We start from the raw sequence: 14051 nt of genomic DNA on the forward strand, positions 1-14051 counted from the left end.
ATAACAAAAAACAATTAACAACGCAGTAATTACACTTTTTCTTTTGATAAAATTAATAAAATAGCAGCAGGAACTATCATACTTACCACTAGCTTTACTGCTAGATCGATAATAATTGAATCGATATTAATATAATAATTAACTATAAAGCTTGAAATTATGATAGGTATCATAATCATAACTAATCTCTTAAAATATTTTAAAACTGGAAACTTAAAATATTTATAAGAAATTATAATGTTAACAAACCATTCAAATACAGTGGCAAAAATCATGAAATACAAGACTACATGAATACCATAAGAATGGATTGAAACAAATATAATACCAAGAATTAATTTAACTGATAATCTTATCTTTAAATATAAATCAGTACGTCCTTCAACTGATAATATATTTCCAAACAAATTAGATAATGGTACTACAAAGAAAGCGAGGGATAATATGGACAAAAATAAACTAGCACCAACCCAACGCTCACCTAGTAGCTTCAAAATAATATCATGCGAATTAAATGACAGCCATAACGTTACAGGTAAATAAACACTAACAATATAAGATGCAATATTGATTAAATTACCAAAATAACATTTATCATTATTTCTTAACTTACTAATAATAGGATAGTTAACTCGGCGCACAACCGATGTTATTGTCATTGATGGAACTTCTGTCAATTTCGTAGCTTGGTTATAGAAACCTAAATCAGTAACAGAGTAAAACTTACCGATACCTAAATTGAACATATAACGATATGCTACATCAACGATATTACCAAGTAGCAATTTATATCCAAAATTTAAGTGCTCTAACAGTAATGGTAATTTGAAGTGTCCAGTTGGTCTCCAACGAATAACACACCAAAAAATAACACATCTTACTGATGATAAGACAACAGTTTGAATAATTAACGCCCAAACACCAAATCCATTATGAGCTAATAATAACGCTACAATACCACTAAAAATCACAGAGAATAATGTAATTTTAGCCTGCGTTCTAAAGTTAAGATCTAAGGTTAAAGTTACTCGCTGGATTTGCTCAAAAGCAGTAAATATAATACTTAACGCGTATACTTTTAGATAAATTTCAGCTTGTGGTAAATTTAAAAAATGCGCTAAAAAACCAGAAGAGAAAAAGATAATCGCGTAGAGTAAAATACCGAGCGTAATGTTAAATATAAATACTGATGTAAAATCATCAGCAGTTGCTTTAGCCTTACGAATTAAACTGCTATTTAAACCACCATTACCAATAACATTTGATAAATAGACGACAACTGAAATTAAACCTATGACACCAAAGTCAGCAGGTGTAAGTAACCGTGCTAACAAAATAGTAATGATTAATTGACTCCCCTGGGAGCCAACACCATCGACAAAGCTCCAAAAAAAAGCTTTGAACTCGCGAATATTCACAAGAATTTATTCCTTTGTTTAATCGACATTTTTATGACTAGTTTCATCGTTAATGTCTTCATCTTCATCTTCATCTTCATCTTCATCTTCATCTTCATCTTCAATATCTGATTCCAGTACAGGTTTATTGTTGAATACCAAGAAGAAATAAAATACAAAACCAAAGTATAGAAAACTTAATTTAGTTAGAAATATAACAAATAATATAATTCGATTTAGTGTCGATTTAGTTTTAATAAATAAATAAGACCCAATAATTGCAAGGCCAACATAACCAAATTTAATGATAAAGAATAACCACATACCATTATCATTAAGTGACGCGATACCGAGTCGATAAATAGCACCAGTCGTATTCATCACATCAGCGGCTGCAGGCATAATACCAAGCGCACCATTACCAAAAATTAAAATCGGTAACTGCTGAGCAAAAACCATTGCATTGAGGTTATCACGAATATCTTGAGCATTACCGCCTTGAGAAATTAAACGCTCAAGGGCAATACCTATAACAGCTGCTACCAGCAAGGGCGATAATAAAAATAAAATATACTTTAAGTAACTGCCCTTACTTCTTAGTAAGAAGTAACCAATAATGATAAGACCGTAAGCAATCGCAGCCACCGAAAATGACATAATGATTGATATTGCAGCAACGATAACTAACTTATCAACTTTTGGATTTAGATAAAGTTTAGACGCTAAAAGAACAACAATAAATCCAGCATAAGTTGACGGTTCTTCAAAAAAACCAGTACAACGATAAACTTGACCAATAACAGGAATAACCATACCACCACCATATCGTGATGGCTCACCCGTTATAGCTCTTAATGGGTCAATGTAATATCCTGTAGGGAAGACGACGATAAATTGCAGAAAAAACATTGATAAATTAAAAATGATTACATATTTGATCATTTTTTCTAATTTATTAATGTCTCCTTTAAGAAAAACGAAGGTACTGTAAGCAGAAAATATCTTTACCATCATACCAACAACAAAACTATAGTAAGTATATTTTACTAAGTTATGCATATGTGGATATATTTTAAAAACTGAAGGTAAAGCTATAAATGCTACAAGTAATGATATCCAAATAAATGACTTCGTACTTTGACTATCAATTTTGTTATTAGTATCCAAAAAGTGTAGCACCCACCCGATTCCTAATAAAGGAACCATTAGGTCATATCTTAGTGCCTCAATATTTTCCATAAAACCAATGGAAACAATTGCGACAGATAACCAAAACACAACTTGGCTTATTTTAGTATTTGTCATCATATTTATTTAATCACAGTATAAAGTTAACTGGCATAATATATGACCATATTAATAACTTAACATGGCCATATATTATTTATATTTACAATTAAAAATATAACAAAAAAACAACTTCGTTATTTTAACTTTATATTTATTAACTATAAGCCTTAGTATGATGGATCACCTTGCCATAGACGCCCTAGCCATAAATCATAAACTTTATGACAGAAAGCACCTCGACCGCTTCCATGTGCAAATGTTAATTCACCAAAGTAAATAGCGCCATCAACATTATAAAAGTCAACACGGGAATAACTAAACGGTTCAGCTAGTACTTTAGCAGCAGCAAGCATTTCATCGTAATTTTTAGGTTTTTCAATTGATGTTTTAATACAAGCAGCGATATCTGAATGGAATGGTAACCAATTTAATTCTTCATCAAAAAATGAACGGGTATAGTTATCATTTCTTTCAAAATCAACCTGTAATACAACTTTAAAACTACCATCATTCTGCTTAAATGTATGGAATTTATAATCACGGATATCAGTTTCACCTGCTTGAGGTAATAAACGTTTTTCAACTAAAACTCTTGGCTTTATTTCACTGTACCAAGGTTCATTTAACTGTTTTCCATAATCTTTTTTAAGCTGATTATTTACATCATCGACTTTACGTTTGATCTCATCATCTGTTGCATTAACATCAATAAGATATACTGGACCAGAATTATGATTTGCTTTTAGTAATAAATCACCTTTATCTGCTAAGATCTCTTTTATCTTTTCAACTGTTATATTGTCACCAACATAATAATTTTCGATAATATAATCTTCAGATAATTTTTCTGCTACATACTCTTTTGATTTAATCTTATCCGCACAGATGCTAAATAATTCATTCTTATGATTATTCTTACGGTAATTTATCTTTTCGTTAAATGTTTTAGGATTTTTAAATGATGGTATATATCCAGTTTTTCGAATAAAGCTAAATTTAAATCTTAAATCATGAGCTAATTTACTTTTACTGCAAATTAAATTAATTATTTTTCTCATTGTTTATTTCATCACATAAAAGGGAATGATAATTATGGCAATTAACTTGCCATAATTATTCTTTTAGCTAACGTATCAATATTTCTTAAAGATTGCTTCGTTGCTGGTTTTCTTAATGACATTGTTCAATACAAAACCATTAACCTCAACACCATTATCTTCAAACTTTTGTTTTGCTTGTTCGATATTTTTCAGCGCATCAGCACCATAACAACCAACCATAACCGTTGTGCCAACAGCTGCACCTACAATCGTAGCATCAACAACAGCAAGTACCGGTGGAGCATTTACAATCACAACATCGTAATGTTCAGCAGCCCATGCTAACAATGTCTTGAATTGATCGTGCATCAACAACTCAGCAGGTGAGTGTGCATTTTCACCACTAGAAATATAATCTAGATTAGTAACTTTCGATGCTTTTACAGCTGTTTTGATCTCACTTTTACCACTAAGTAGCTCGGCTAAACCATTTGCTTGCTGACCATTGAGTACTGATGCAATTTTACCTTTTCGCATATCAGCATCAATAATTAGCACTCGCTTACCCGCTTCAGCCATTAATGCAGCAACATTGGTAATGACGAATGTTTTACCTGCTTTAGTTACTGACGTTGCGCTGGTAATTAACACCGTATTATTATTCGCGTTATCCATAGCTAAAAATAGACGGTTACGCAACGTACGTAGTGCTTCAATAGAAATATCATTTGGTTCTATTTCAGCCAACACAGCATTTGATACTTTCTTTGCTTTAGGTGTTTTTGGTACTGAAGTAAATACTGGTAAGCCCATTGCTTTTAACTGCTGTGGTTCAACAACGGTATTATTTAAAATAACGCGGAATAAAGCGATTAACGCACCTAAAATTAAACCAAGGATTGCAGGAGCAATAACCAACATAATGCGGTTAGGTGCAACTGGCTTAGCACTGCTAGAAGCGGTATCAATGATCTGTACGCTAGCAGAACTACTCGCCTTAACAATATCAAGCTCCTGAATTTTATTCAGAATTTGCATATATGTTTGTTGACTAACATCAACATGACGCGTTAAACGAATAATTTCACGTTGTGTTTCTGGCATTTGATCAATTTTGCGCGTTAAGCGTGTTTTTTGAGCCAGTAAATCATTACGTTTTGCAATTAATGTTTTGTAAAGTGGATTCTCTTTGGTATAGCTACGTGAAATATCAGCCTCTTGGAAGCTTAATTCATTAATTTGACCATTTAAAGCAACTAACTCATCAAGCGATGACTTTGCTTGCAATTCCATATTAACTGATTGATTAGCTTCACGATACTTATTGAGCTTATCTTCAGCAGAGGTTAATTCTGCTTTAATTTTAGGTAGACGAGCATTTAAAAACTCTAAGCTCTTATCTGCACTTGCAGCTGCACGATCAGCATTCATTTTGTAGTAACTTTCACTGATACTATTTAGAATGTCTTGCGTCTTTAGTCGATTCTGACCTTGTAATGATACCTGAATGATACCAGTGTCTTTACCTTCTTCTGCTACTGCTAACGATTTTTGGTAGTAAGCAATAACATCAAAGCGAGGCAGCTTTTTCACAGTAAAGGTATCATTGTTAGCACCTACTAATGCTGTTACTAATAAACTGTAACCTTGCTCTTTAATAGGTTGGCCCACAAAGCCCTTAAGCTTAACATTACTATTATCTTCATCAGTAACGACAAACTCACCAGTATCTACATTGGTAATTTTCAACTGATAAATATTATTTTGTGCATCTTCTGGCATAGTAAAATGCGCAACTGTTGCACTACTTTCACTATGTGTTAAACGTGCAAGTCCTTTACCGATAATTGGTAGGTAATCCGGCGCGACAGATGTTGTTAAGTTTAACTTGTCGACAGCTTTACCGATAACTCGACGCGATTTAATTAACTCCATTTCAGTAACTGCTGAAGATTCAGTAGAGAACTCTGTCGCCATTGCCTCTCCAAATGTAGGAGAGCCATCGGCTTTAGAGTCAACTTGAATCAATACATCAGATCTATAAATAGGAGCAGCAAAAACAGAATAAATCAGACCTAATAAAGTAAAGACAAATGTAATAGCAAGAATAGATTTTTTACTATCTCGCAACACACCAAAAATTTTACCTAAGTCGATTTCTTCATTCGCTGTCGAAGAGGGTCTTACTTTTTTATTGTTAATGGCAGTCATGAATGGTTTCAATCCGATATGGTTAACTAAAAGGAAATTAAAAGTTTTTTGAGTAAATAATAGCAACAGTTAGCTGCATCCCTGGTGGCACTTACTTAATAATGAGCCGTCATATCGACAAATAAATAAGATACATACTAATGATTAAATACGCTACCGCCCTAAGGTTACAGCCCCTCATTTGCTTTATCTTACTATCATCTTTATTTTTCCGCGTTAAATCTATGTATGACCATATAAAAACCATCGAAATTACGAATATATATATGGTACTTAATTGACAATTACATTAAATAATAAAATTCATTAACCAATAAATGTTTAATGGTTAATTAATTTCCATCCATACAATTGTTTTTAAACATATCTACAGTAAAGAAAATAATAAACCAACACCATTTAAAACTTTTGAATTAACCCCAAAACGCAACATAAAAAAATAAAATCAAACAAAATCAATAGGATAATGATTAGTAAGCACTAACAATAAATTAATATCAAAAAGAATATTAAAATAAAAAAAGCATTTTAAGTGCCAAAAAAACCAACAATCAACAATTATTATATGCATTACAGCAAACAAATTCAGCAAATGAATGCTTCCTGGGTTTGATTTCTGTTTATTCTGTATCAATATAAAAGAAATACATGTACCATCAACAATAAATACTTATATTAATTATTCAAGATTTAATGGTTAATAATACTTTTACTTATATTAATAACATCAAATAACTACTATGTAATTATTCTGTCAATTTTAAAAGCTTATTTTCATTTATTTAAATGTCATTCTTATATATCTGTTCTTATATTTAATATAAACTTTTTTAAAATATTAATAACAAAAACACTGAGATATTATATGAAATTAACCTTAGCAACGATCGCATTAGCAACGGCAATTTTATCGCCAATGGCTATGGCCGCGACCCCTGTTCAGCTTTCACTACCAGGTATTAATTTACCTGCAGGCAATGTTTCAGGCGCACGTTTAAACCTACTTTATGGACAAACAAGCCAAGTCACAGGGGTGAACTTCTCACTGCTGGGTTTATCAACAATTGATAACTTTACAGGTCTTAACCTTGGCTTAGCTTTTGGAGTTAACCACACCACATCAGCGATGAAAGGCTTAGAGTTTGGTTTAGCCAACTGGAATGAAGGTAATGCTATCGGTGCAGACTTTGGTTTAGTTAACTACACTGGTAATAATTTCACTGGTGCCCAATTTGGTACCTTTAACTATGCAGGCTCTCTAAATGGTCTTCAATTTGGTTTAGTCAATGCTACCGATCATATTAATAAAGGTGTACAGATTGGTCTAATTAACTATGATAAATCAGGCACTTTCATCAGTAAAAATTTACCTGTCTTTCCGATCATCAATGCGCGTTTTTAATCGCGAATAAATGCAAAAAACCTCGTCAGCGTTAACCGACGAGGTTTTAAATTTGGTGGAGCTAAACGGGATCGAACCGATGACCTCTTCGCTGCCAGCGAAGCGCTCTCCCAGCTGAGCTATAGCCCCATAATGTCTATTTATAGTATTGATATATTAAGAAAATGTCACCGTTATAAAACTAAAAATGTGATACGGTTTACGTTAGCGACAAAAAAACGGAAATATCGATGACATTTCCGTTTGGTATTTATTTGAAATCAACTAAAAGTTACGCGTTAGCTTCACGCGCAGCAATATAATCTAATGCCATTTTAATACGAGCAACAACACGCTCTTTACCGATCAATTGCATTACTGCATCAACTGATGGTGACTGGCCTTGACCTGTAACAGCAACACGTAATGGCATACCAACTTTACCCATACCTAATTCAAGCTCTTCACAAACTTGGGTCGTTACAGCATGTAAGTTTTCAGTTGTCCACTCATCAAGCGCTTCAACTTTTGCTAGTGCTAGTGCTAATGCATCTTTAGCCACTGGACGTAAATGCTTTTTCGCCGCGCCAGCTTCAAACTCACTGAAATCTTGGTAGAAGTAGCGTGATTGCTCTGCTAATTCAATTAGGGTATTACAACGCTCACCAACCAGTGTGATCACTTCAGTGATTGCTGGACCATTTTCTACTGAAATCTGCTTTTGATCTAAATGCCATTGCAGGTATTTAGCAATATATTCAGGTGCTTCAGTTTTGATGTAATGATTGTTTAGCCACAACAACTTATCAGTATTAAATGCTGATGCCGACTTACTTACCGACTCAAGCGTAAATAAATCAATCATTTCTTGTAATGAGAAGATTTCTTGATCGCCATGAGACCAACCTAGACGTACTAGATAGTTAAGTAATGCATGCGGTAAGAAACCGTCATCACGGTACTGCATAACACCTACAGCACCATGACGCTTAGAAAGCTTAGCACCATCATCACCCAAGATCATTGCACAGTGAGCAAACTCAGGTACTGGTGCACCTAATGCTTTATAAATATTAATTTGACGTGGAGTATTATTGATATGATCTTCACCACGAACAACTTGAGTGATCCCCATATCCCAATCATCAATCACAACACAGAAGTTGTACGTTGGACTACCATCTGTACGACGAATGATCAGATCATCCAACTCGCTGTTAGCAATCTCAATATGGCCACGGATCTTATCATCAAAGATCACTGTGCCCTCTTTTGGGTTACGGAATCGAATACAAAATGGAGAATCCGCTGTTGCCGCTGCATTTGCTGCGATAATTTTTGGGTGATTAGCATCGTAACGCGGTTTAACACCAGCAGCCATTTGCTCTTCACGAATTTCATCAAGCAATTCTTTAGGGCAATAACACTTGTAAGCTTTGTCTTCTGCTAGTAATTGATCAACCACTTCATTGTAACGATCAAAACGCTTAGTCTGGTAGTAAGGACCTTCATCCCAGTTTAGCTCTAACCATTCCATGCCTTCCATGATCGCATCAATCGCTTCTTGCGTTGAGCGTTCGATATCAGTGTCTTCGATACGTAATACGAATTCGCCACCCATATGCTTAGCAAATAGCCATGAATACAATGCTGTACGCGCACCACCAACGTGCAAAAAGCCTGTTGGGCTTGGTGCAAAGCGAGTTTTAACCGTCATTGAGATTACCTTATGAATGATGGATGACACAGTAAAAACTACTGTGCTAAATCTATTGTGGAGTATTTTAGCACTGTAACCAAGATCTACAATCTTTGATCTGTTTCACAAGCCAATATCAATATAATTATTATCTTAGCGCTAATGAACAATAAGGGCGTGAGTAGTAAAAGTGAACTCATGAGGTTGGATCACGGATAAATAACAACAATCAGAAGTGATATTACACTTTTTTAACAATGAAAAATAAATCGTTTAACTTGCGAAAATGCAATAGCTAAACCAAAATGAGAGTGTAAATTTGCTATCAACCTCACAAAAAAAGGAACTAAAGATGAAAAAGATTTTAGGACTTTGCGCTGGAGCACTTTTGATGATGCCATTTACTCTGCAAGCGGAAAATTCACCAACAGGCCCTTTCGTTGAGTGCCAACTACAAAATGGTAATGTTGAATTTATGCCAGCTATGTTTTGCGAGATAAAGAAAGGTAAGTATCATTATTAAATGATGACAGATAAAATTAAAGCGTAGGAATCACTCTATTCCTACGCTTCTAATCATATTTATCTATAATTGACTACAGAGTAAATTATTGTGTTACCGCCCAGCCTAAAAATGCTTTACGCTGCTGTGGCGTTAATTGTGAATAGATATTTTTAAGCTCTTGCTCTGCTGCGACTATTTTTGCTGGTTGGACAATAGCAACGGGCTCAACGGCTGTCGCTGGAGATTCAATTTTGACCAACTGTTTAGGTTCTTTCTTAGGCTCCACAAGTGGCTTTTCACCTGCAAATGCATAACCTTGTGACTGATTATAGTAAGCCAAGTCTTTTAAATAATCACGCCCGAAAAGTGTGGCTGTGTCACCACTGTTATTTCTTGGAAGTACATCCATTTTAGCATTTATAACATCACCGTTTGATGCAATAAGCTTCACTGTTGGGTTCGCATCAAAATTACGTACATCAATTGAACTAATAACACGCGCACCAGGGACAACCTTAAATTGTTTATCGCTTGCAGTTAGAGTAATGACAATCGGCTCTGAACGGTATTTTTCTAGTTGCCCTTGGCCTTCGACTAATTTTGATACGCGCACCACAATTTGATTAAGACCATTATTTAGCGTTAAATCTTCTGTTTTTTCTAGGAGATTAAGGGTTTTATTACCGTTAACAATCACGGTTTCAACATCTGGAGCAAAAGACACATCTACAGCTGCGTGTGCACCATGTGCCATCACCATCGCGCTTGCTAATAATAGTTTTTTACCTAACTTCATATAACTCTCCTAATTAAAAAACGAGCATTGATAACCAATGCTCGTTTAATTTTTTATTCTAATTCAAATCAAATTAGAAGTAGTATTCAACACCCATAAGTAGGTTTGTTGAATCACCACCTTCAGTACCGCCATTCATGTTGTAATGACGAATATCTGTAAATAGGTATGCACTTGGTAGTAAGTAACCTAGACGTGCTGTAATTGCTGTATCATCAGTATCTGCTTGCTTACCTTTACCAGCGATATCAGCTTCTGATGTACCTGCGTAACCAACTTTGTATACCCACTGACCGTTGTAAACGTACTGTGCTGTTGTAGACCATGCCCACTGGCTGTTATCACCAGCAGTAGCATCAGTTGTCATGTACTTACCAGCAGCAGTTAACGTGATATCACCTAGGAATAACGAACCACCAAAGATTGAGTATTGAGAACCAGTATTTGATAACCAAGGCTTATCAGCATCAACAGATTCAGCAGAATTATCATAGTAGCCAGCATGTACAGAGAACATGTCTGCAGAGTAAGATGCAGCAATACTGTATGCAACATTATCAGTCGATGTTGCCATGTTGCTTAACGTTGCTTGAACGTTGAAGCCACCAAAGTTTGCAGAATCAAAACGAAGGTTGTTGTTGGTACGATCTTCAAATGATGCGCCAATATCTTGGTTCCAGTCAAATACGTTACCTAGACCTGGGTTTGAGTGTGGCCAGTCAACGTAGTTATATGCAGCAACTAATTGACGACCGTATTTGATAGAACCGATGCCATCAAATTGGAAACCAAGAAAAGTATCACGTGCACCTAGTGCACCGTTATTTGGGTGTTTCCATGACTCGTTTGGATCGTAACCGCCGTTATCAGCATTACCACCTTCAATTTGCCATAATAGCGTTGGAGCAAAGTTGTCAAATTCAACTGCGCCACGGAAACCGATACGTGATTCAATAACAGCACTTACTGTATCATCTGATTTATCTGCTTTTGGCATACCGTATTGAACAAAACCAGCTGCCTGACCGTACATCTGTACTTTGCCGTCAAGTAGATCGATTGCAGCGTTTGCACCTGTTGAAGCCATTGCTGCTGTTGCGATTGCAGCGCCAAGTAGCGTACGTTTGAACATGTTTTCCATGGAATAACTCCTAAAAGATATTAGCTGTTTACTTGCCCCTGAAAGGTTGGCCGCCGAAGGTGACAAGTAAATCTCCTATATGTCAGTCGAATCATTTCAACCGATTCATATTTTTTCGTTTTAAATTGAACTTTTAAGTAACTTCGGTATTAAGACTACTTTCGCAGCGCAAAACATCAATAAGAACTTACTTTTTAATAGTGAAAATATGATTGAGTGCAAACTTTTGGCACTATCGTGATCAATGTCATATGTTTTCACTCTCAACAAGAAAACAAAAATAAACCCTTTATAAACAATATTTTATACACACACTAAACTATTATTGTGAACAGTGTCGTATTTCTAATATGGTGCTATTAGCAGTTTTACAAATAGTAAACTATGAATGTCAACCACAAATCTTTTTCATTATCACCATTAAATAAACACTAAAAATTAAGTTTATTCACACTAGTAACGCTTTAATACTGATCAAATAACGACCAAAAAAAAGCCTCACTTTGTGTGAGGCTTCAATATAAAACGAAGTATTTACTAGCCGTTGTTGATCAAATCAACTAACTGCTGTTCATTCCAGATTTCAATATTCAAATCTTGGGCTTTGGTTAACTTTGAACCTGCGGCTTCACCTGCAACGAGTAAATCGGTTTTCTTTGAAACACTTCCGGTTACTTTAGCACCAAGTGCTTGTAATGCTGCTTTGGCATCACCACGAGTCAGTTGGGATAATGACCCCGTAAGCACCACGACTTTGCCTTCTAACGGCAATTCAACCCCAGCTTGAGGCTTCTCAATTGCAGGCCAATGAATACCTTGCGCCAATAAATCATCAATAACTGCAGTATTATGTGGTTCACGGAAGAAATTGAACAAATGTGCAGCTACCACCTCACCCACATCTGGTACTTTAATTAATTGCTCTTTAGATGCCTGACTGATTGCTTCTAAAGTTTCAAAATAATTGGCCACATTCGCTGCTGTCGCTTCACCGACTTCACGAATACCTAATGAGTAGATAAATCGTGCTAACGTAGTTTGTTTTGAGGCTGTTAGAGCATCAATTAGCTTCTGTGCCGACTTCGGCCCCATGCGCTCTAGTACCGTTACCTCGCCAGCACTGAACTTAAATAAGTCAGCGGGCGTTGTTACCATTTCACGATCAACTAATTGCTCAATGACTTTTTCACCACAGCCGTCAACATCTAACGCTTTACGTGATACGAAATGTTTCAGTGCTTCTTTACGTTGTGCTTGGCAGAATAAGCCACCAGAACAACGCGCAACAGCTTCACCTTCAACTCGCTCAACTTTAGACTGGCACACTGGACACTCGGTCGGAAAGACAATCGCAGTCGCGTTATCAGGACGGCGAGATTCAACCACCGCTGCAATTTGTGGAATCACATCACCTGCACGGCGAATGATGACGGTATCACCAATCATAACCCCTAAGCGTGCAACTTCATCGGCATTGTGTAATGTTGCATTGCTGACCGTTACGCCGCCAACAAATACGGGTTCCAGTTTAGCAACCGGCGTGATTGCGCCTGTGCGTCCAACCTGAAATTCAACATTATTTAAAATGGTCATTTCTTCTTGAGCTGGAAACTTATAGGCAATTGCCCAGCGTGGCGCACGTGCAACAAAACCAAGCTGTAATTGTAGATCCAGTTGATCAACCTTGATCACCACACCATCAATTTCATAGCCTAAAGATTGACGTTTTTCACCGATCATTTGGTGATACTCAATCACAGACTCAATACTATCAACACAACGAATCTCAGGGCACATAGGTAAGCCCCATGCCTTTAACTGACATAAACGTTGATATTGGGTATCTGCTAACTCTCGCCCTTCTACCACACCAACCGCATAGGCATAGAAGCTTAATGGACGGGTAGCGGTAATTTTAGGATCGAGTTGTCGCAAACTACCAGCAGCTGCATTACGTGGATTAGCAAAAGTTTTAAGGCCTTTTTTTAATGCTTTAGCATTGAGTTCTTCAAAACCTTTTTTAGGCATGAACACTTCACCGCGCACTTCTAATCGCTGCGGCCAGTCATCACCACGTAAACGTAATGGAATTGCACCAATAGTACGCACGTTATGGGTGATATTTTCTCCCGTCGCGCCATCACCACGGGTTGCTGCTTGAACCAGAACGCCATTCTCATACATTAAGCTAACAGCTAAACCATCCAATTTGGGCTCACAGCAATAGCTGATGCTGCTGTTATCGCGCAATCGATCTTGAACTCGCTTTTGAAAGTCACGTAAATCATCATCATTAAATGCGTTGCCTAATGACAACATCGCAATCTCATGGGTAACTTGAGTAAATCCCTCAAGCGCCGCTCCCCCCACACGCTGGCTTGGAGAATCATTAGTGATCCACTCTGGATGCTCAGCTTCAATCGCCAATAATTGTTGCATTAGACGATCATATTCAGCATCTGGTATCTCAGGGTTATCTTCAACGTAATAACGATGGCCATGATAATCAAGTTGTTGTTTTAAGCTGGCAAGTTGTTGCTGAAGGTCGGTGTTCATTTCAATTCCTATCTGAAGAAAATGTTGATTAATGA

Annotated in this window: 10 protein-coding genes and 1 tRNA gene; 2 read left to right on the forward strand and 9 right to left on the reverse strand. The window is 36.2% G+C overall.

From position 1 onward, the window contains the following. Positions 1-29 precede the first annotated feature (29 nt). From PMAL9190_RS04720 to PMAL9190_RS04735, 4 genes are all read right to left on the reverse strand, one after another. A complete protein-coding gene (locus PMAL9190_RS04720; RefSeq protein ID WP_159458356.1) occupies positions 30-1418 on the reverse strand; it encodes a lipopolysaccharide biosynthesis protein in 1389 nt (462 codons plus the stop codon). Positions 1419-1436: 18 nt separating this feature from the next. Beyond that, a complete protein-coding gene (locus PMAL9190_RS04725) occupies positions 1437-2705 on the reverse strand; it encodes a hypothetical protein (protein ID WP_087844120.1) in 1269 nt (422 codons plus the stop codon). Positions 2706-2854: 149 nt separating this feature from the next. Next, the gene (locus tag PMAL9190_RS04730) at positions 2855-3745 is read right to left on the reverse strand and encodes an ATP-grasp fold amidoligase family protein (RefSeq protein WP_087844121.1); all 891 of its coding nucleotides are present in this window, start codon (positions 3743-3745) and stop codon (positions 2855-2857) included. A gap of 75 nt (positions 3746-3820) precedes the next feature. After that, complete coding sequence (locus tag PMAL9190_RS04735) at positions 3821-5938, reverse strand: polysaccharide biosynthesis tyrosine autokinase (protein ID WP_087844122.1); 2118 nt, start codon at positions 5936-5938, stop codon at positions 3821-3823. 865 nt (positions 5939-6803) lie between these two features. Between PMAL9190_RS04735 and PMAL9190_RS04740 the strand changes: the two genes are divergently transcribed. Next, positions 6804-7340: an LA_2272 family surface repeat-containing protein gene (locus tag PMAL9190_RS04740; RefSeq protein WP_087844123.1), complete on the forward strand. Its 537-nt coding sequence runs from the start codon at positions 6804-6806 to the stop codon at positions 7338-7340. Positions 7341-7393: 53 nt separating this feature from the next. Here PMAL9190_RS04740 and PMAL9190_RS04745 read toward each other — a convergent pair. Next, a tRNA-Ala gene (locus PMAL9190_RS04745) sits at positions 7394-7469 on the reverse strand. Between the two features lie 142 nt (positions 7470-7611). Beyond that, positions 7612-9036, reverse strand: coding sequence for a glutamate--tRNA ligase (gene gltX / locus PMAL9190_RS04750; RefSeq protein WP_087844124.1), 1425 nt, complete (start codon positions 9034-9036; stop codon positions 7612-7614). Between the two features lie 334 nt (positions 9037-9370). On the opposite strand from gltX, the gene PMAL9190_RS20180 reads away from it, so the two are divergent. Beyond that, positions 9371-9541 carry a hypothetical protein gene (locus PMAL9190_RS20180; protein ID WP_156673565.1) on the forward strand — a complete coding sequence of 57 codons (171 nt, stop codon included), beginning with the start codon at positions 9371-9373 and terminating at the stop codon, positions 9539-9541. Between the two features lie 85 nt (positions 9542-9626). Here the strand turns inward: PMAL9190_RS20180 and PMAL9190_RS04755 are convergent, their stop codons facing one another. The 3 genes from PMAL9190_RS04755 to ligA all read right to left on the reverse strand — a co-directional run bounded on the left by PMAL9190_RS04755 (position 9627) and on the right by ligA (position 14016). Continuing rightward, a complete protein-coding gene (locus tag PMAL9190_RS04755; RefSeq protein ID WP_087844125.1) occupies positions 9627-10319 on the reverse strand; it encodes a DUF2057 family protein in 693 nt (230 codons plus the stop codon). A 73-nt stretch (positions 10320-10392) separates the two neighbouring features. Beyond that, positions 10393-11460, reverse strand: coding sequence for a porin (locus PMAL9190_RS04760; protein WP_087844126.1), 1068 nt, complete (start codon positions 11458-11460; stop codon positions 10393-10395). 537 nt (positions 11461-11997) lie between these two features. Further along, the gene (ligA, locus tag PMAL9190_RS04765) at positions 11998-14016 is read right to left on the reverse strand and encodes an NAD-dependent DNA ligase LigA (RefSeq protein ID WP_087844127.1); all 2019 of its coding nucleotides are present in this window, start codon (positions 14014-14016) and stop codon (positions 11998-12000) included. Positions 14017-14051 lie beyond the last annotated feature (35 nt).

It is taken from the genome of Photobacterium malacitanum (genome assembly GCF_900185615.1).
Taxonomy (GTDB): Bacteria; Pseudomonadota; Gammaproteobacteria; order Enterobacterales; family Vibrionaceae; genus Photobacterium; species Photobacterium malacitanum.

What these genes read in the sequence shown, in the direction of transcription:
- PMAL9190_RS04725 (WP_087844120.1), bottom strand. Translation starts at nt 2,705, where the DNA reads ATGATGACAAATACTAAAATAAGCCAAGTTGTGTTTTGGTTATCTGTC.
- PMAL9190_RS04730 (WP_087844121.1), bottom strand. Translation starts at nt 3,745, where the DNA reads ATGAGAAAAATAATTAATTTAATTTGCAGTAAAAGTAAATTAGCTCAT.
- PMAL9190_RS04735 (WP_087844122.1), bottom strand. Translation starts at nt 5,938, where the DNA reads ATGACTGCCATTAACAATAAAAAAGTAAGACCCTCTTCGACAGCGAAT.
- PMAL9190_RS04740 (WP_087844123.1), top strand. Translation starts at nt 6,804, where the DNA reads ATGAAATTAACCTTAGCAACGATCGCATTAGCAACGGCAATTTTATCG.
- gltX (WP_087844124.1), bottom strand. Translation starts at nt 9,036, where the DNA reads ATGACGGTTAAAACTCGCTTTGCACCAAGCCCAACAGGCTTTTTGCAC.
- PMAL9190_RS20180 (WP_156673565.1), top strand. Translation starts at nt 9,371, where the DNA reads ATGAAAAAGATTTTAGGACTTTGCGCTGGAGCACTTTTGATGATGCCA.
- PMAL9190_RS04755 (WP_087844125.1), bottom strand. Translation starts at nt 10,319, where the DNA reads ATGAAGTTAGGTAAAAAACTATTATTAGCAAGCGCGATGGTGATGGCA.
- PMAL9190_RS04760 (WP_087844126.1), bottom strand. Translation starts at nt 11,460, where the DNA reads ATGGAAAACATGTTCAAACGTACGCTACTTGGCGCTGCAATCGCAACA.
- ligA (WP_087844127.1), bottom strand. Translation starts at nt 14,016, where the DNA reads ATGAACACCGACCTTCAGCAACAACTTGCCAGCTTAAAACAACAACTT.